Source organism: Sphingobium sp. IP1, assembly GCF_002708645.1.
GTDB lineage: Bacteria > Pseudomonadota > Alphaproteobacteria > Sphingomonadales > Sphingomonadaceae > Sphingobium > Sphingobium yanoikuyae.
In genome coordinates this window covers 87772-103960 of sequence record NZ_NOIW01000008.1, presented here as the reverse complement: position 1 = coordinate 103960, position 16189 = coordinate 87772, and the positions used below count along the sequence as shown (strand labels likewise).

The following is a 16189-nucleotide window of genomic DNA, read 5'->3' as shown; positions in this document are numbered from 1 at the left end:
CCCTAATTCCCGCCCTGCCGGTGGTTTGGGCGGGATCAGCACGGCGCGTCACGGCGCCTGCAAGGTCGAGTCGCCTGCCGCTCGTCCAAGATCGACGGCCAGCACAGCCTGATCAAATGGCCATGGGCAGCAAAAACGCTGCCCATGGCTTGACGCGCCCAGAAAAAAATCGCGGCCGCCGCGCGCGGCGGCCTTCCCTCAAGCCATTCTGTTCCCGACCTGATCCCGCATATTTCGCCTTTCCCGACTCGGGCCAGCTATGGTGGCAAAGCACATCGCGGATAAATTTCGATTGCGTCATTATTTCGTGGAAACAATGATCGACCAAGCAGTTATCCCCCTGCAAGTCTCCGCGGCTTGCGCGACCCGACTGGCCCTGCATCAACCGGTGCAGGGTTTTTCGACCCTCTCGGTTGACCTCAGCCTGCCTGCAGTGGGTGGCCGGCTGAGGTTGACTCGATGGCCTCAGGCCATTGCAGATTTCATTCAGATTTCGCTGTTAACAGTCAAATCTATCCAACGGGGCGGCAAGGACTGCGCCAATCTGCTGGATGCCCCGCCTGCCTTTCAGAGCGAAGCGACCCGCCTCAAGGCTGGCGGGGCAAGACCTTATCCCGCTCCAGCCGGAACTGTCCTTGCCCCGCCCGTTGCGAGGTCCAACATCATCCAGCGCGCGCTGGAACCAGCATTGCCAGCCTTTCGCCGGAAGTCCTATCAGTACGTGCCGATACAGGGCGCACCGCGGTCGTTGATTACGGACGAAAACTGTCGCGCCGCTTCATAATGCCGGGGCGCCTGCTATCAGCTATTGACCTTGTCCTTGAGCGCCTTGGCCGGTTGGAAACCGACCTTGCGCGATGCCGGGATCGTCATCGGTTCGCCCGTCCGGGGATTCTTGCCCTCTCGGGCCGCGCTCTGCTTCACCTTGAACTTGCCGAAGCCTGCAATCGAGACATCTTCGCCCTTGGCTGCTTCGTCCGCAATAATGGCCAAGGCTGCGTCGATAATCTTCTTCACGTCCGATTTGGTGACGCCCTGCTGGACAGCAACGGCTTCGATCAGTTCATTTCCAGTCATGGCATCCTCTTTCGCTGGGGGAGGGAGCGTTTTGCCAAACATGCCAGCGGTGGTCGAGCGCACTTCATACTGATTGCAAAAAATACCGCCGCACTCTCATTTTCTGGCCGGCCGCGCCAATCGCCGCCGATTCTTGCGAACCGCCTTGCGATAATGGGTAACTGATGCGCTCATTATCGCAGGGGCCGAGGCGCCAAGGCTACCGGTCATGAACTTCCACTGGAGCAGCGCTGCTGCCTCCATCTTCTCTCTGACCATCAACTGCGCTTCGGCCATGGCTAAAGCGTTTCCGGACATCAGGCGGGGAAGCCGCATGCCAATGACGGACCAAGCCTCAAGCCCAAGGCTCCAGCAATCAAATGTCAGGGACAGGGATGATGCGGTGCGCATGCCGCTATAAGGTCGCCCGTCCGCTGGGGTTCCCGAAATCGAATAGGATAATCTCGAAAATTCGGCGCCGCACCGGGCCGCCGTAGCTTACGCCACATCGCGCCGGCGGGGTTCTCACAGCAGATCCGGCCATCAGCCCGGATAGAGGTCGACACGATCAGCCTGTGGTAGGACGGCATCGAGCAGCAAGGTCCGATGGCAGCCTGCCGGATCGCGCTCGAAGCAAAGCAAGGCGGTAGGACGCCCCTTTGCCAGTTCGACCAGTTGCGCTGCCTGGACAATTGCCTCGGGCAGTTCGAGCTGACCTGAATAGATTTCCGCCAGCCGCGCGTGCTGCCTCTTGCGCGCCGCTTCGCGACCTGCCGCAGGGGTCCCAAGTGCCTTGAAACCAACATAGTCGATGCCAGCCTCTCGCAGACCGGCCGCTAGGATATTCTTCGAAAATCCCGGGCGGCGCGACAGGGGTAGGGCCCGTACATCTGCCAGGACTTCAACGCCAGCCGCTCTCAGCGCGTCGATCAGTTGCTCCTGGGTCACCCCCTCATAGCCGATGGTGAAAATCTTCATGGTTGGGAAGCCTCAGCCTTGCCACTATTGAGCGCATCAATTGATCTTGGGACCGGCAAGTTCCTGGCGCATCGCTGGGAGCGCCGTTTTCCGGCAAGGCGGGCTGACGCATGAAAGACAAGCATTCCCTAACGGAAAGTATCCAAGACTTGTCGGATTCTTACAAGGCGACTCGCTTGCAAGCTTGTATCTGCTCATGAGCGACCCGAGGCTTTTAGCCTGCTACTGCCCGCCCGGCGCAAACCGGGCGGGCTTTTATTTTGTCGCGCCATTGAACATGGCATGATCTCTGCTGCGCCTCGCAGTGAGCAGATCGATTTTCCGGGATTTTCAAAACATGCTTTGAATCGCCCCCGTCAGCGGAACGGCGGTCGGCTATCGGACGTTCGAGCGACATCCAAAGAGGAGGATGTCATGAAAAATCATCTGTGGATGAGCGTCGCACCGATAGCGGCCCTCGCGCTTGGTGCTTGCAGCCCGAAAGTGGAAGAAAAGGCCGACAACGCATTGAACGATACCGGCGCCGCCGTTTCAGGGGCCGTCAATTCCACCGGCAACGCAATCGACAATGCCCAGCAGGCTCTCATGACGACGCCGACGGGCCAGGAATTTGCGGACGCGGCCGCCAAGAGCGACGCCTTCGAGATCGAAGCCGCAAAGCTGGCGGCAACAAATGCCCAATCTCCTGAGGTGAAGGAATTTGCCAGGATGATGGTCGCCGCCCACTCGGATTCGACCGCCAAGATCAAGGCCGCAGCCAAGACGGCCAGTCCCGCGATAACGCCCAATGCCACGCTGACCAAAGATCAGTCGGAGGATCTCGCGGAGTTGAAGGCACTCAAGGGCACTGAGTTCGACAAGGAATATATTGATGGCCAAGTCGATGCCCATGAAGACGCTCTTGAGCTGATGCGCAAATATGCTGCGGACGGCACGATCGCCTCGCTCAAGCAGGCAGCTGGGGAAATAGCGCCTGTGGTCGAAAAGCATCTCTCGAGTGCCAAGGCGCTCGACAAGGACTGACGTGATGCCGCCTTCGCACGCCGTGCATATCTTTTCGGACAATGAAGAGACGCCGTAGCGACATCTCTCCATGGCCTGGGCCTCATGGCCCCTGCCAGCATGTCTGGCGGGGGCCTATTGACGGGGCGCAGGACAGGCCCTCGGTAGCAGACATCTACACGGAAGAAATCGGGCGCTGCCGGCTTTGCGTCCAGGCTCTGACCGAGCCGCAGTTTTGTCGACTTTACCCGCCATCAATATCTTCGCCCGCACGGTCTTTATGATAACCGAGGCACAAGTGGATCGCGCCGTCAGCCCGGACGCAAAGCTTGCCGTGCCCATTGGACAATTGCCTGTACCGGCATTGCGCCTGATTCTCGGGCAATCTCCTTGCCCTTTTTCAAAATCAGCATTGTCGGGATCGTCCGGATAGCATAGCGCGCCGCAATTGCCTGGTCGGCCTGCGTATCGAGTTTGCCGAGCCGCAACCAGGGCTCCAGTTGCGGAGCGGCCGCAGCAAAGGCTGGCGCCATCTGCCGGCAAGGTCCGCACCAGTCTGCCCAGAAATCCACCAGCAACGGGATATCGGATCGCAAGGCGTGCGCATCGAAATTACTGGTGCTTAGTGCGACCGGCGCCGCCGCGAAGAGATCGCCACCGCATTTGCCGCATTTCCCGCCGACACCCAATTTTGACGATGGCACGCGATTGAGCACCGCGCACATCGGGCAGGCAATGATCAGCGCCTGGTTGTCGTTACCGGCCAATGTCAGCCTTTCTTGGCGGGCAGCTTCTTGCGAGCTATGCTCGCAAATTCCTCGAGCTGCTTCTCGGTCATCGACTCTTCCATTTGCTTTGAAGCGCCGCGCAACTTCGATTTGGGTTGATCGCCGCGCTTGGCGGCAAGAGCGGCACCGGCCGCCTTTTGCTGCGCCTTGGAGGTTGCAGGCATATCCTCATCTCTCAACATCAGATAGCCCAGAAACGCATCATCCCTGCATTGGTGCCAGCATGCCGCCCTCCTGTCCCAACAGTCGAACCAGGTCCACTCGCGGGTTCTCAGGACTGCTGTGAGAGTGCCACAGGCTGTGGATCTTGGCTCGGAGCATGGTGAAGGCAGACCTGACGCCATCTGTCTGCCCAGCCCCATTCTCCCTCATCCTGGCCTTGGAGCAGCGTGATTACCTCATGCCGTCAACCCCGCGAGGAGGTTCCCGGATGCCATAGCCATCCGTGACGTCGGTAATCAGCTGCCCCCTGGGCTTGGACATCGGGAATGGTCCCGAGCAGACAAGGAGATCACATCATGGCTACCATCGTCGCGAACCTCATCGTCAAGGGCGATAGCCTTGAAGGCACGCTCGCCACCCTGACCATCAGTGCCCCCATCACCGTTGTGCCCAACGCCCGCAAATCGAAGGAGGCGGAGCCCGATTACCGGATCATCAGCCGCAGCAATGGTTTCGAGCTCGGTGCTGGCTGGAGGAAATTCGCCCAGTCGACCGGTGCCGAATATGTCTCGGTCGTTCTCTCGGCCCCGGAATTCGGGACCATCTACGGCAACATCGCCAATGCGCCGGGGAATGACCCGATGCGCAAGGTCATCATCTGGAATGCACCGGCCTGATCGATGCGTCCCGGTCCGCCATTGGTGGACCGGGGCGTGCCGACTGACAGCCCGGCAATGGATTGTGGTTCGCGGCGCCCTGCCGCCACGCTCTGGTCGTCGGGCAGATGTGCGCTGCGGTGGGAGAGAGCACCTTCCCTCATTGGATAAGGGGTGGCCCCTGACCATTTTGCTGCGCATGGTCGCGATCGCTGCACGTCTCCATACCGGTCGCCTGCTTGTTGCGCTATCATCCTTGCCCTGCCAGCGGTGAGCGCAATCCAGCAGGCAGCGCAAGCCTGCAGAATGATTTGGGGACGGGACAGAGCTGCCGATCCGGTCTGCCGAGATCCTCGTTGCCGGCATCGGCGACAGCTGGGCGCAAGGATTGATGTCCGCCTGATCGAGGATGAGCGCTTGTCAGTCATGGCTTCAGCCGTGCGCGCCGATCCCCGACCCATCCCACATTGCCGATCGTCAAACATGTCCGTTGCCCGTTCGTGCCGCGCCATGGGCCTCTTTCCCTGCGCATCTGCACCAACATCGCCTGCGGCTGGAAGGCTTGCCGCAATGGCGCCGCTCGCAGTTTCTTCCCCGCGGCGCTTCGCGTCGCTCCTCGCGAGCCAAGAAACGGCTGTGGCCCCGTCCTTCGCTTGCGCTGCGGGCCTGACAGCTGCGGCGCCTTCCTGTTGCTGCCCCTCATGCGCATCGAGGCCGCAATGGCGCGGCTCGAGCAACAGAAAAGGACTGGATCATGTCGAAGATCGGCAGCTTCAAGAAGGTCTCGGGCGAATATCGGGGCCAGATCATCACTCTCACACTGCTGGCCAAGTCGGTCCGCATCGTCGAACAGGTCACGACCAGCGAACATGCGCCCACCCACCGCATCTATGCCGGCGAAGCCGAAGTCGGTGCCGGCTGGGTCAAGACCCGCAACGAAGATCGCCCCTTTCTCTCCATCAAACTCGATGATCCCAGCTTCACTGCTCCGATCTTCGCGCAACTTTTCGAGGGCGAGAATGGCGAACATGATCTGGTCTGGAACCGCCAGCCCCGCCGTGGCGCGGACTGACTATGGAAAGGTTCGCTCCCCCAAGGGGGCGAACCGTCCCCATTTGCGGGGATAGCGACCCCCTGATGATGGAATGGCTGAGCTTTTGCCGCCACGCCAACTTCCCGCCATGGCAGAGCAAACAGGCGTGGGTGGCAATGAAGCGGCAGGGCGCCAGCAGCTCGATCTGCCTGGCTTTGCGCAGGAATTTCTCCGCCGCAACCCACGCTACCGCGCCGAATATCATGCGCTTGCCATCCTGCCAGCTGGACAAGCGCCATCGGCGCGGGAGGTGATGGCCCGGCGCTGGGGCCTGAGCTTTCCCCTGTGCCCCCGACATGTTTGCCGCAGCGCAGCCCGCGCTCTGGCATCCGCAGGCGGCGCCGGCGGTCCTCATCCTGGACACCGCGCCGTTTGAGGGCGCGGCTCCTGCTCTCTCCGATTTCGAGGGGCGGCCTGACATTCTGGTCGATCAACTGCTCGAAAACGGGCGTCACATCGTCCTGGCAGACGGCGGCGGTCTGCACCGCCTGTGGCTGCGCCCCGGGCCGGCCGACAGATCACTTGCCTATATGGTCATCAGAGACGACGCGATCGCGCTTCGTCAGGCCATGGTGCGCCGCTTCGAGCGGCGCACGGCGGGCGGCCGCGCCGACCGATTGCCGCCCGGCATTTGCCCCACGTCATTTCAGCGCCAGCGCCTATCCATGCTGCTCGACATACTCGATGCTGCCGGCGCGCGGGACGAAGCCCGGCTGACGACACACGAAATCGCGCGCAGCCATGTCTATGCCCACATGCAGGTGGGGCAGGGCAGCGAATGGAAATCCTCGTCCCAGCGCCGCCGCACCCAGCGCCTCATCGATGAGGCCCGGGCATTGATGGAGGGCGGCTATCGCAGGCTCCTACGCCCCTGAGCGCTACGCGGTGCGACAAAAACCCGGCGATCCAGATAGCCGCTCCACCATGCCGGACGCGCTTCGCCATCCTCCGCCGGACGGTCCGCTGATCTTCGATCCCCGGCCCACCTTCGATGGAGAATGATCATGAGCGCCAATCGCGCCCTGTCCTCGCCGCAATATCTCAGGACACCCGACGCCGCCCTGCATCTCGGCCTCAGCCCGCGTACGCTCGAAAAGCACCGCTGCTATGGCACCGGCCCGGCTTTTCACAAACTTGGTGGGCGCGTCGTCTATACGATCGACGCGCTCGACAGCTGGGCAGCGCTCGGCTTGCGGCGCTCGACCTCCGATCCGGGTTCAGGTGTCTGCCTGCCCGCCCGCCGGTTCGATGGCCCGGTACGGCGCTGAACCGATGGCACATCATAGCGCTCTCACCGTCCGGGACGAGCCGGACCGCGCGCAGCTCGAGCTGTTCCGTTCCATTCCCGGCAATATCCCGCCCCGCGATGCCCAGGATCTGATGGCATGGCCCTTCTTCAGCCTCGCCAAGTCGCCTCGGACCGTGCCGATTGCCTTTGAAATGGGCCAGACCTGGATATCGGTCGAGGCCGTGCATCAGCATGGCATGGCGACGATCTGGGATGCCGACATCCTGATCTGGGCAGCGAGCCAGCTGGTGGAGGCCCGCGACGCCGGCCGGCCGACCTCCCGGCTCATGGCGACCACGCCCTTCGAGATACTCACCTATATCGGACGCGGGACCAGCCGCGACAATTATGACCGATTGAAGGCGGCGCTCGATCGGCTGCAGGCGACCAGTGTCGCGACCTCGATCCGACAACAGCATGAGCGCCGCCGGCACCGCTTTTCCTGGATAAATGAATGGCAGGAGCGGCTCGACGGCAAGGGCCGCCCCCTCGGCATCGAGCTGATCCTGCCAGACTGGTTCTATGCAGCTGTGCTGGATCGTGCGCTCATCCTGACCATCGATCCCGCCTATTTTCGCCTTACAGGAGGTCTCGAGCGCTGGCTCTATCGAATCGTGCGCAAGCATGGCGGCCGACAAGTTGGTGGCTGGAGTTTCGACCTTTCCCATCTGCACGCAAAGTCTGGCGTACTGTCACCCTACAAACGTTTTGCCTTCGAACTGCGGGACATTGTCCGCCGTCAGCCGCTGCCCGGCTATCACCTCCTCATTGACCGGGACAGTGGACGCGAGCGGCTGAGTTTCGCACCGATCGCGCTCAGCGGCTTTGAGCGCGCCCTGCGCCGAACCCGTGCGAGCCAGCAGCGATGAGCCGACTTCGCCTCGTCCTATCGGGAACCGGTGGGCTCGTCCTATCAGGAACCCGATCCTCGTCCTATCGGGAACCGAGACCAGCGATAAGCCGCTGGCATCGCTTCCGGAATCCCGCCCCCTCTAACCATGCTAATAGGAAGGAATCTTCCAGATTCCTTCTAACGCGGTGCGCCGCGCGCCTGGTGATCGCATCCCCATGCCGTGAGCGAGACGCAAGATGACGCCAGCACGGGACCGCGCTGGCCCCGGCACAGCCGTGGCGGACAAGAAGCTTCACACCGACATCGAACTTGTCTGGATCGAAAAGCGCATCGAACATTGGATCCGCTTCGGCAACGCAGTGGACGAGACGATCCACTCGCGCTGCACACGCATATTGCGCTTCCCTCCCAACAGTCCTGTCGCATTGGTTCGGTGGTCGGCGAGCGACTATGGCACGATCCGATCGCGCATCGACATCATGTGCACGGTGATACCGGGCGAGGCCTGTTCGACGCTGCCATTCGTCCGCCCGGGCGCGCAAATCTGGCTCAGCATCGAGGGCGGGCCCAAGGTCCAGCTGGTGCTCGAGACAATCGATGCCATCGAAGCGGCCGGCATCGATCCCTGCGCTGTCGTGCCCGAACATTGGAGCCATGTCGCCGACCGGATTGCAGCGGGCGAGCAGCCACGCGCCTACACTGCCGAGCGCCATGTGGCGTGGCGCAAACGCAAGGCGCTCGGACGATGAGCCGGGCTTTCTATCGTCTCACAACGCTGCTCGCAGCGCCGGGCTTTGCCATCGCCTTTGCCATGATTGCAGTCAGCGGACCCGCGCCACGCCTGCTCTGGAACAGCAGCGCGAGTGCGCCCGTCGGGCTCTATCTCGTCCATGTCGGCGCACGGGCGCGGCGCGGTGCCTTCGTCGCCGTCATGCCGCCGCCACGGCTTGCCGCCTTCATGGTGCGGCGTCGCTATCTAGGCGAAAATGTGCCGCTACTAAAGCGGGTCGCAGCGACGGCCGGTGCCCGTGTCTGCAACGCCCAAGGCATTATCAGCATAAATGGGATCGCCCGCTCGATCGCCCACGCGCGGGATCGGGAAGGCCGTGCACTTCCAGGCTGGGTTGGGTGCCGCACGCTCGAGAGGGGCGAACTCTTTCTCCTCAATGCGCCGGCCGACAGTTTCGACAGTCGCTATTTCGGTCCGCTTTCCAGCCGGACGGTGATCGGGATCGCGACGCCAATCCTCACGCGCGCCGCGCCCGATGCGCCCTGGCGGTGGCGCCGCGATGCGACAGCCCAGACCGACAAGGAGAAAAATCGATGCATATCGGTAAATTCCGCAAGGTGATCGGCGGCTATGCCGGCCGGCTCCAGACATTGAGCCTCGATCTCGACATCCGAGTCCTGCCCGCCGGGCGAAAGGCAAGCGCGACAGCGCCGGACTGGCATGTCGTCCTTGCACGCGGCGACGCGCGCATCGACGTTGGCTGCGGCTGGACGCGCACCAGCGACAAGGCCGGCCCCTTTATCGCCCTTCTGCTCGATTGCCCGTCTTTCTCTCGTCCACTCCGGGCAAACCTCATGCGCTCCGATCGCAATCCCGCTGACCATGCCTTGCTCTGGTCGCGCAGTCTGCCGCGCCCTAGGGAGGCGCAGCCATGACTGCCAGATCCGCAATCATGCGCCGTCGCCTGCCCTGTTTTCTGCTGGCCGGCCTCCTAGGCTGTGCCATCGCAGCGCCGTCACGCGCCCAAGAGCATGGCCTGATCATCGCCGAAGCCGCGTATCGCTTCGCGCTTCCCGAGGACCTGATCCGCAGCGTCATGGCGGCAGAGAGTGCAGGCGATCTGCGCGCCGCATCGCGTGCTGGCGCCATGGGACTGATGCAGATCATGCCTGCAACCTGGTCTTATCTGAGCAGACGCCACCATCTGGGTAGCTCTCCCTATGAGCCCAGGGCCAACATATTGGCAGGGGCTGCTTATCTGCGCGAAATGATCGACCGCTATGGGGATCTACGCCTTGCTCTGGCGGCCTATAATGCCGGGCCGGGGCGCGTCGACGCCTACCGCAAATATGCCCGTGCCCTGCCCGCCGAGACCATCACCTATGTCGCTCGTGTCACCGAAAGGCGCGAGGCTGATGCCCGCAATATGTTTGTCCCCATGCCGACCGACTGGCGCGCGTCGCGCCTCTTCTCTGGCGGGATCGCCGCGATGAAGCCGCCGGGCGATGGCGCTGCTGCTCGTTCCGCGCTCACCGCTCATTTGCATGGTGAGGATGGCTTTGTGGATGTGCTGCCGACGATCTTCGTACGGCACTCTACTGGCTCGGCGCGATGAACCATCGTCCTACCGCCCATGTCGCAGTTGCCGGTCGGAGCGCCGCATGGTCGAAGCCGGTCATGCTGGCGAGCGTTGATTGGGGCGCCCATTGGGCAAGGTTCCAGGGCTGCGATGCTCCGCATCGAGCCAGCAATTTTGATACACACCTCACGCACGGGTGCATCGCGCATTTCTGCGGGGTTGACGGGATGCCGATAGCATCTCGCCAATCGCAACGGCGCGGACATGGCGCAATTGCGCCATTTCTAGCGATGGCAAATAGCATCTCGTCACAGGTAGTGCGATGAGCGCTCGGGCCCAAACCGTGCGGCTCTCTCCAGCCCAGCATCGCATCCTTGCCGAATTCGCCCGGCAGCGCGGCTTGAGCGAATATGCCATGCTCGCTCGGGTCGTGGACCAGGGGCTGATCGCCCTCGTCCAGGGAACAGGCAGCGCGATCGACACCCGCGAGATCGTGACCGAACTTGCAGCGGTCGGCACGCATGTCATCGACCTCGAGCATATGCTCGACCGCACGCTGTTCACCGCCTGCGCAGCCTATTGCTACGCCCGCAGCGCGGCGAGCGGCGCAGGCAAGAGCGACGAAGTCCTCACCCAGGAGATCCATGCCGCCTATGATCGGCAGCGGCGGCTCGCGCAGGAACATCGATCATGACCCGGCGAGACGATCGCCGCGACCATGCAGACGCCCTGCGCAAGCATCATCTCGGTATCGAGGGCGCGCGCCTCAAGCGGCAGGCCTTGGTGATGCTGGCCTCTATCGCCATCGGCGGACTGTCCTTGCCGACCATCTTGCTGAACAAGGACAGCATGCTGGCCACCGGCACCTATTATTGGGCCAGGACCAAACTCTTGGCCGTATCGGCCTGGAAGGCGGACACGGGAATCGATGTCCACTATCCCGACCATATCGAGGAAGGACGATCGGCCCGCCAGATCATCGCCCATCCCTATTTCCACCACCAAGTGGATCTTCTCTGGGCCTGCATCAAAGGCGGCAGCATGCTGGGCTTTGCTGGCTGGCTCGTTGCGCTGATCGCCATGCGTCATGCGATGGCCCGGCGACGTGAGCGCCTGCTGGCCGATCGCTGGATCGGCGGAACGCAGGTGGCGGACGAGAAGAAACTCGCCAGGCTGACCGGCAGGCAGGCCGATGCCCGCACCCTCTCGATTGGAAAGGTACCAATTCCCACCCGCCTCGAAACCCGTCACATGGCCATGATCGGCACAACCGGGAGCGGCAAGACCACAGCCTTGCGGCAATTGCTCGACGGTATCGAGGCGCGTGGCGAAGCTGCTTTGGTCTATGACACAAGCGGCGAGTTCATCGCACATTATTACGATCCGGCGCGCGGCGATATCATCCTCAATCCGTTCGATGCGCGCTGCGCCTTCTGGTCGCCGTTCGCCGAGATCGCCCATCCCGCCGATGCCGACCGCATCGCCCACCAGTTGATCACCGAAACCGGGAAACATGATAGCGACGTGTGGCTCGATACCAGCCGCATCCTTGTCGCCAACATGATCAGGGCTTTGTGGCGAGAGAAGAATGGCACTCTGCCAAACCTGCTTCATGCCCTGAAAAACCGGACCAGGGATGATCTCAAGCAATGGCTCGCCACCAGTTCATCGGCACGCACCTTTGCCGACGATGCCGACCGGGCAACGGGCAGCGTCCTTTTCATGCTCGCCAAGGCGGCGGACCTTATCCAGTTCCTGCGCGCCGAGGGCGCCAAGGAGAGCCCCTTTGCCTTTCGCACCTTCTTCAACGGGCTCGATCGGCATTCCGGCGCGCGGCCCTGGATATTCGTGCCAAGAAAGGAGGACTATTTCGAAGCGTCCAAACCCTTGCTCGCCTGTTGGCTGGAATGTGCGGCAAGCGCCGTGCTGGGCCTGCCCCCTTCCGATACACGGCGCATCTGGTTCGTGCTGGATGAACTGGCCGACCTGCCCCGCGTCGACAATCTGGCGCGGCTGCTGCCCGAGGGCCGCAAATTTGGTGCGGCGGTGATATTGACCTTCCAGGCGCTGGGGCAGATGCAGCACCGCTACGGGCCGCAGATCGCCGAGGCCATGCTGGGCTGCTGTAACAGCAAGCTGTTCCTGCAAAGCATCGACAGCGAAACGAGGAAATGGGCCAGCCAGACCATCGGCGAGTGCGAGATGGAAATGCGGACCAAGGCCGACATTCTGGTAGACGGTGATGAGGGCCACCAAATCAGCTTGGGCAAGCGGCGAGAAGTCCGCCCGGCCGTCTTCGAGAGCGAACTGCGCCTTGCGCGGCATGATGGCTATTTGCTGCTGCCCGACGGATTGCCAGTAGCCAAAATCCGGCTGACCGCCGATCATGTCGCGCGGCGCGGCCCCCCACGCCAGCCGCGGCTTATTGAAGCCGATCCGGCGACCATGCTCTGGGGCAAAGCTGCGCCAGCGTCCCCGATATCTCCGGCACCGCCATCTCCAGCAGCGTCGTCACCGCTTTCCACCCAGCCCGAGAGCCAAGGGCCAGTATGATGGTGGCATCGGTATCGGCATTGACCAGCTCGGCGCAGGCGAGCAGCTATTATGAGGCCGATGACTATTATGCCGAGGGCGGTTTGTCGCCCTCCCATTGGCAGGGCCAGGGCGCCGAAGCGCTGGGTCTGTGCGGGGAGGTGGACCGCGACCAGTTCCGTGCCTTGCTGGACGGCAGGATCGGCGATCTGCAGCTCGGCGCCTTTCGGGATGGCGCGCTTCACCACCGTCCCGGCTGGGACGTGACCTTGAGCGCCCCCAAGTCGGTGTCGATCATGGCCCAGGTGGCAGGCGACCGGCGCTTGATTGACGCCCATGGCCATGCCGTGAAAATCGCGATGGCGCATGTCGAACGGCATATGGCCGCGACCCGTGTACGCGATGGCGGCACCGTTGCGCGCGAGGCGACCGGCAATCTGGTCATTGCCAGCTTCCAGCATGGCACCAGCCGTGCCCAGGACCCGCAGCTTCATACCCACAATGTCATCATGAATGCCACGCAGGGTGAAGATGGTGGCTGGCGCAGCCTAGAACCGCGCGCGCTCTACCAGCTGCAAAAGCAGATTGGAGCCATCTATCGACAGGAACTGGCCTTGAAGGTGCGAGAGCTCGGCTATGAGATCGATGCCGGCAAGGAGTCCATGTTCGAGATCACGGATGTGCCAGCCGGTGTCATTGACGCGTTCAGCACCCGAAGTGCCGAGATCGAGGCAGCGCTTGTCGAAAGGGGAACATCTCGTGATGCCGCCAGCGCTCTGGAGAAGCAGATTGCCGCGCTCGACACGCGCGAGGCCAAAGTCCTCGCCGACCAGACGGGACTTGTTGCGCAATGGCGGGAGAGGGCCGCCAAGACCGGCTTTGGGGCAGAAGTGAGGTCGATGATGGTAAGAGAGGCTCAGGCCAGAATGGCCGATCCTTCTCATCGCGCCAGGATGGCGTTTGAGGGCGAGAATGGCGCAGCCCGCGCTGTCGCCCATGCCGCCGCCAGTCTGGGAGAGCGGCAGTCGCTATTTTCCGAGGCCACCTTGAGACAGGAGGCTGGACGGATCGGGCTGGGCCGGATCGGCTACGAGCAGATCGGGGCCGCAATCGATTTGGCCACGAAGAAGGGGGATTTGCTGGAACGTGTCTATATCGACCGGCGCGGCGCCGAATTTTCCGGGTTCACCACCCGCCAGAATGTCGAGACCGAAGCCAGGATGCTGCGGATCGAGGCGGACGGGCGTGGGGGACTTGCCCCGATCGCATCCCCACTTGCGGCCGCAAAGGCGGTTGCCAACGCTGCAGCGCAGGCCGAGCGCGCGGGTTTCGGCTGGAACCCCGATCAGCGCTCTGCCACCCAGCAGCTCCTGAACAGTTGCAACCGGATCACGGCTCTGCAGGGCTATGCCGGCACGGCCAAGACCACGACTGTACTGGCGACCTTTGCCTGTGAGGCTGCGGCGCGAGGCGTGTCGATCACCGCACTTGCGCCTACCGCATCAGCGGCGATGGTGCTTGGGCAGGCGCTGGGCACAAATGGCGATACCGTGGCCCGACACCTGTTATCACCGCAGCGTGGCGATATTGGCCGACCTGCCGCGTGGATCGTTGACGAGGCATCCCTGTTGTCGGCTCACGATATGGCGCGACTGTTCGAGCTTGCAGCCAAGCATGATGCCCGCATCCTGCTTGTCGGGGATGTAAAGCAGTTGGGTTCAGTCGAGGCGGGCGCGGCCTTTGCCCAATTGCAGGACGCTGGCATGGAGACCGCCAGGCTGGCCGAGATTGTGCGACAGACCAATGGTGCCACCAAGGAAGCGGTGCTGGCGTCGATCGATGGGGATGCCAGAAAAGCCATGGCAGCGCTGGATCGAGGTGGCGGGCAGGTCATAGAAAACGCGGATCGGAATGAGCGCTTTGCTGCCATCGCCCAGCGATATGCCGCGCTCGACAAGACAGGACGTGCCCGCACCCTCATCATCGAGCCGTCGCGCGAAGGGCGCGATGCGCTGACCGCAGACATTCGCGCCGCCCTCGCTCGATCGGAGATATTGACCGGTCCCGCCGTTGCCGTGGAAAGCCTCGCCAACAAGGGGCTCACCCGAGTCGATGCACGCGCTCCGCTGAGTTACGACAAGGGCGACGTCGTCAGCTTCACTCGTGACTATGCCGATAAGGGGGTGGCGCGTGGAGAAGCCTATCGCGTCGAAAGCATCGATCCGCTCAAGGCTGCTATCACACTCAGGGCCGAGGATGGGCGCGCAGTGGACTGGCGCCTGCGGCAATGGGGGGCAGGTCATGCTCAGGCTTTCTTGGCCCAGCCGATCGACCTCAAGGCCGGCGATACGATCCGGTTCACCCGCAATGACCGCGAGACGGGGCGGGTGAATGGCGCCCGTGCGCAAGTCCTTGCGGTTGATCAAGAGGCGCGCACCGCCACGGTCCAGACTGGACGAGGGAAGATCGAAACGCTCCATCTCGATTCCGCCCGCGACCGGCATATTGCCCATGCCTATGTCGATACCGCCTTTGCGGCGCAGGGCAGGACCGCCGACCACGTCATCATCCATGCCGACAGCAGAGCGACCAACCTGGTCGATCAGAAGTCCTTCTATGTAGGGATCTCCCGAGCAAAGCTGTCCGCCACCATATACACTAATGATCGCGACAGGCTCGTGGCTGCGATCGGTGAGCGGACCGGCCAAGTTCAGACGGCCATATTTCAGGCCAAGGCCCCGGCACTTGCAGCTGGCGCTAGGAAAGACGCTGGTCTGGGATGAGGCTGGGCCTTCATCCTGGCAGGGTAAAAAGTGGCGGCATCAAACAATTCGATTGGTTCGCGCCGGGCAACGTTCCCGCCTAGAAGTGGACCAACCGCTGTAGGGGGCCGGCGCCGGGCGCCCCGGCAAACAGCGATCGACGGTCGGGAGCGGACGGTCGGAGATCAGTGTCGCCTCGATCGTGAAACCAATTGCGCGCGCGCTTTGTTTGTTTCGACGATGAGTCGAAAAAGGATATCAATGATGCCCACGACACCTAAAACTACCGACGGTCCAGAGGACACCGGCGCTGGCGAGCGCACCAACCGGAAGGCCGCCCAGAAGGTCTCGCCGGGAGATAGTAGCGCAACAATCGCTGGGGAAGGGCTCGGAAGCCCTGCCATACGTACCACAGACATCGACGAGCCCGACGCCCCGGCTCCGACTAGTGATCGTCCAGATAGAGGTCCGAGCGGTGCCGCGACAGCAGGAAGATTCCCAGATAATTTGCCCAAAGGGTCTCGAAGCTAAACCCGAGCGTGATTGCAGTGACGGGTAGATAGCGGACTGTTTCCAATTCTCCCTAAGCAAACTTGAAGAGGCGCTGGGAACAACGGAATCGGTCGCAAGCTGCCATCAGGCATATGCCTTGGAAGTGACGGGAGGTATCGCCATTCTCACATTGCCCAGTGAGGCTCATGGCTTCATAA

Annotated in this window: 20 protein-coding genes; 15 read left to right on the top strand and 5 right to left on the bottom strand. The window is 62.5% G+C overall.

Translation table 11 applies throughout. From position 1 onward, the window contains the following. Positions 1-259 precede the first annotated feature (259 nt). Positions 260-784: a hypothetical protein gene (locus tag CG471_RS04460; RefSeq protein WP_037490795.1), complete on the top strand. Its 525-nt coding sequence runs from the start codon at positions 260-262 to the stop codon at positions 782-784. A gap of 17 nt (positions 785-801) precedes the next feature. On the opposite strand, the gene CG471_RS04455 is transcribed toward CG471_RS04460, so the two are convergent. The 3 genes from CG471_RS04455 to CG471_RS04445 form a co-directional block, all read right to left on the bottom strand. Then, the gene (locus tag CG471_RS04455; RefSeq protein WP_373562041.1) at positions 802-1140 is read right to left on the bottom strand and encodes an HU family DNA-binding protein; all 339 of its coding nucleotides are present in this window, start codon (positions 1138-1140) and stop codon (positions 802-804) included. 33 nt (positions 1141-1173) lie between these two features. Then, positions 1174-1353, bottom strand: a complete 180-nt coding sequence (locus CG471_RS31130; protein ID WP_234415668.1) for a hypothetical protein — start codon at positions 1351-1353, stop codon at positions 1174-1176. 246 nt (positions 1354-1599) lie between these two features. Next, positions 1600-2034: a DUF488 family protein gene (locus CG471_RS04445; RefSeq protein WP_004209627.1), complete on the bottom strand. Its 435-nt coding sequence runs from the start codon at positions 2032-2034 to the stop codon at positions 1600-1602. Between the two features lie 414 nt (positions 2035-2448). Here CG471_RS04445 and CG471_RS04440 point away from each other — a divergent pair, with 414 nt between their 5' ends. Continuing rightward, positions 2449-3057: a DUF4142 domain-containing protein gene (locus CG471_RS04440; RefSeq protein ID WP_004209626.1), complete on the top strand. Its 609-nt coding sequence runs from the start codon at positions 2449-2451 to the stop codon at positions 3055-3057. 290 nt (positions 3058-3347) lie between these two features. Here CG471_RS04440 and trxC read toward each other — a convergent pair whose 3' ends face one another. After that, a complete protein-coding gene (gene trxC, locus CG471_RS04435; protein ID WP_080604481.1) occupies positions 3348-3803 on the bottom strand; it encodes a thioredoxin TrxC in 456 nt (151 codons plus the stop codon). Positions 3804-3805: 2 nt separating this feature from the next. Next, complete coding sequence (locus tag CG471_RS04430; RefSeq protein WP_004209625.1) at positions 3806-3988, bottom strand: DUF3008 family protein; 183 nt, start codon at positions 3986-3988, stop codon at positions 3806-3808. A 354-nt stretch (positions 3989-4342) separates the two neighbouring features. Between CG471_RS04430 and CG471_RS04425 the strand changes: the two genes are divergently transcribed. The 13 genes from CG471_RS04425 (at position 4343) to mobF (ending at position 15500) form a co-directional block, all read left to right on the top strand. Next, complete coding sequence (locus CG471_RS04425; RefSeq protein WP_004209624.1) at positions 4343-4663, top strand: DUF736 domain-containing protein; 321 nt, start codon at positions 4343-4345, stop codon at positions 4661-4663. 733 nt (positions 4664-5396) lie between these two features. Beyond that, positions 5397-5714, top strand: coding sequence for a DUF736 domain-containing protein (locus CG471_RS04420; protein WP_004209623.1), 318 nt, complete (start codon positions 5397-5399; stop codon positions 5712-5714). A 73-nt stretch (positions 5715-5787) separates the two neighbouring features. Further along, positions 5788-6111, top strand: coding sequence for a transcriptional regulator domain-containing protein (locus CG471_RS31125; protein ID WP_306452542.1), 324 nt, complete (start codon positions 5788-5790; stop codon positions 6109-6111). Next, on the top strand, positions 6032-6610 hold the full coding sequence (locus CG471_RS04410; protein ID WP_004209622.1) for a DUF2285 domain-containing protein: 579 nt from the start codon (positions 6032-6034) through the stop codon (positions 6608-6610). The genes CG471_RS31125 and CG471_RS04410 overlap by 80 nt, the downstream gene beginning before the upstream one ends. A gap of 129 nt (positions 6611-6739) precedes the next feature. Then, on the top strand, positions 6740-7003 hold the full coding sequence (locus CG471_RS04405; protein ID WP_004209621.1) for an AlpA family transcriptional regulator: 264 nt from the start codon (positions 6740-6742) through the stop codon (positions 7001-7003). A 4-nt stretch (positions 7004-7007) separates the two neighbouring features. Continuing rightward, positions 7008-7892: a replication initiator protein A gene (locus CG471_RS04400; RefSeq protein WP_004209620.1), complete on the top strand. Its 885-nt coding sequence runs from the start codon at positions 7008-7010 to the stop codon at positions 7890-7892. Positions 7893-8112: 220 nt separating this feature from the next. Further along, positions 8113-8625, top strand: a complete 513-nt coding sequence (locus CG471_RS04390) for a DUF2840 domain-containing protein (protein WP_004209619.1) — start codon at positions 8113-8115, stop codon at positions 8623-8625. Then, complete coding sequence (locus CG471_RS04385) at positions 8622-9227, top strand: S26 family signal peptidase (RefSeq protein ID WP_099230821.1); 606 nt, start codon at positions 8622-8624, stop codon at positions 9225-9227. Before CG471_RS04390 ends, CG471_RS04385 begins: the two co-directional genes overlap by 4 nt. Continuing rightward, complete coding sequence (locus tag CG471_RS04380; RefSeq protein ID WP_004209617.1) at positions 9200-9541, top strand: DUF736 domain-containing protein; 342 nt, start codon at positions 9200-9202, stop codon at positions 9539-9541. Before CG471_RS04385 ends, CG471_RS04380 begins: the two co-directional genes overlap by 28 nt. Further along, positions 9538-10221: a lytic transglycosylase domain-containing protein gene (locus CG471_RS04375; RefSeq protein WP_004209616.1), complete on the top strand. Its 684-nt coding sequence runs from the start codon at positions 9538-9540 to the stop codon at positions 10219-10221. The genes CG471_RS04380 and CG471_RS04375 overlap by 4 nt, the downstream gene beginning before the upstream one ends. A 286-nt stretch (positions 10222-10507) precedes the next feature. Beyond that, positions 10508-10879 (top strand): hypothetical protein, encoded by a 372-nt coding sequence (locus CG471_RS04370; RefSeq protein WP_004209615.1) that lies wholly within the window; start codon positions 10508-10510, stop codon positions 10877-10879. Then, on the top strand, positions 10876-12738 hold the full coding sequence (locus CG471_RS04365) for a type IV secretion system DNA-binding domain-containing protein (protein WP_004209614.1): 1863 nt from the start codon (positions 10876-10878) through the stop codon (positions 12736-12738). The genes CG471_RS04370 and CG471_RS04365 overlap by 4 nt, the downstream gene beginning before the upstream one ends. After that, entirely contained in the window at positions 12738-15500 is a 2763-nt protein-coding gene (gene mobF, locus CG471_RS04360; protein ID WP_037491911.1) for a MobF family relaxase, read from the top strand. Before CG471_RS04365 ends, mobF begins: the two co-directional genes overlap by 1 nt. Positions 15501-16189 lie beyond the last annotated feature (689 nt).

Bases quoted from the DNA above. Each gene is read 5' to 3' on its own strand.
- CG471_RS04460 (WP_037490795.1), top strand. From the start codon at position 260: ATGGTGGCAAAGCACATCGCGGATAAATTTCGATTGCGTCATTATTTC.
- CG471_RS31130 (WP_234415668.1), bottom strand. From the start codon at position 1,353: ATGGCCGAAGCGCAGTTGATGGTCAGAGAGAAGATGGAGGCAGCAGCG.
- CG471_RS04445 (WP_004209627.1), bottom strand. From the start codon at position 2,034: ATGAAGATTTTCACCATCGGCTATGAGGGGGTGACCCAGGAGCAACTG.
- CG471_RS04440 (WP_004209626.1), top strand. From the start codon at position 2,449: ATGAAAAATCATCTGTGGATGAGCGTCGCACCGATAGCGGCCCTCGCG.
- CG471_RS04430 (WP_004209625.1), bottom strand. From the start codon at position 3,988: ATGCCTGCAACCTCCAAGGCGCAGCAAAAGGCGGCCGGTGCCGCTCTT.
- CG471_RS04425 (WP_004209624.1), top strand. From the start codon at position 4,343: ATGGCTACCATCGTCGCGAACCTCATCGTCAAGGGCGATAGCCTTGAA.
- CG471_RS04420 (WP_004209623.1), top strand. From the start codon at position 5,397: ATGTCGAAGATCGGCAGCTTCAAGAAGGTCTCGGGCGAATATCGGGGC.
- CG471_RS31125 (WP_306452542.1), top strand. From the start codon at position 5,788: ATGGCTGAGCTTTTGCCGCCACGCCAACTTCCCGCCATGGCAGAGCAA.
- CG471_RS04410 (WP_004209622.1), top strand. From the start codon at position 6,032: ATGTTTGCCGCAGCGCAGCCCGCGCTCTGGCATCCGCAGGCGGCGCCG.
- CG471_RS04405 (WP_004209621.1), top strand. From the start codon at position 6,740: ATGAGCGCCAATCGCGCCCTGTCCTCGCCGCAATATCTCAGGACACCC.
- CG471_RS04400 (WP_004209620.1), top strand. From the start codon at position 7,008: ATGGCACATCATAGCGCTCTCACCGTCCGGGACGAGCCGGACCGCGCG.
- CG471_RS04390 (WP_004209619.1), top strand. From the start codon at position 8,113: ATGACGCCAGCACGGGACCGCGCTGGCCCCGGCACAGCCGTGGCGGAC.
- CG471_RS04385 (WP_099230821.1), top strand. From the start codon at position 8,622: ATGAGCCGGGCTTTCTATCGTCTCACAACGCTGCTCGCAGCGCCGGGC.
- CG471_RS04380 (WP_004209617.1), top strand. From the start codon at position 9,200: ATGCATATCGGTAAATTCCGCAAGGTGATCGGCGGCTATGCCGGCCGG.
- CG471_RS04375 (WP_004209616.1), top strand. From the start codon at position 9,538: ATGACTGCCAGATCCGCAATCATGCGCCGTCGCCTGCCCTGTTTTCTG.
- CG471_RS04370 (WP_004209615.1), top strand. From the start codon at position 10,508: ATGAGCGCTCGGGCCCAAACCGTGCGGCTCTCTCCAGCCCAGCATCGC.
- CG471_RS04365 (WP_004209614.1), top strand. From the start codon at position 10,876: ATGACCCGGCGAGACGATCGCCGCGACCATGCAGACGCCCTGCGCAAG.
- mobF (WP_037491911.1), top strand. From the start codon at position 12,738: ATGGTGGCATCGGTATCGGCATTGACCAGCTCGGCGCAGGCGAGCAGC.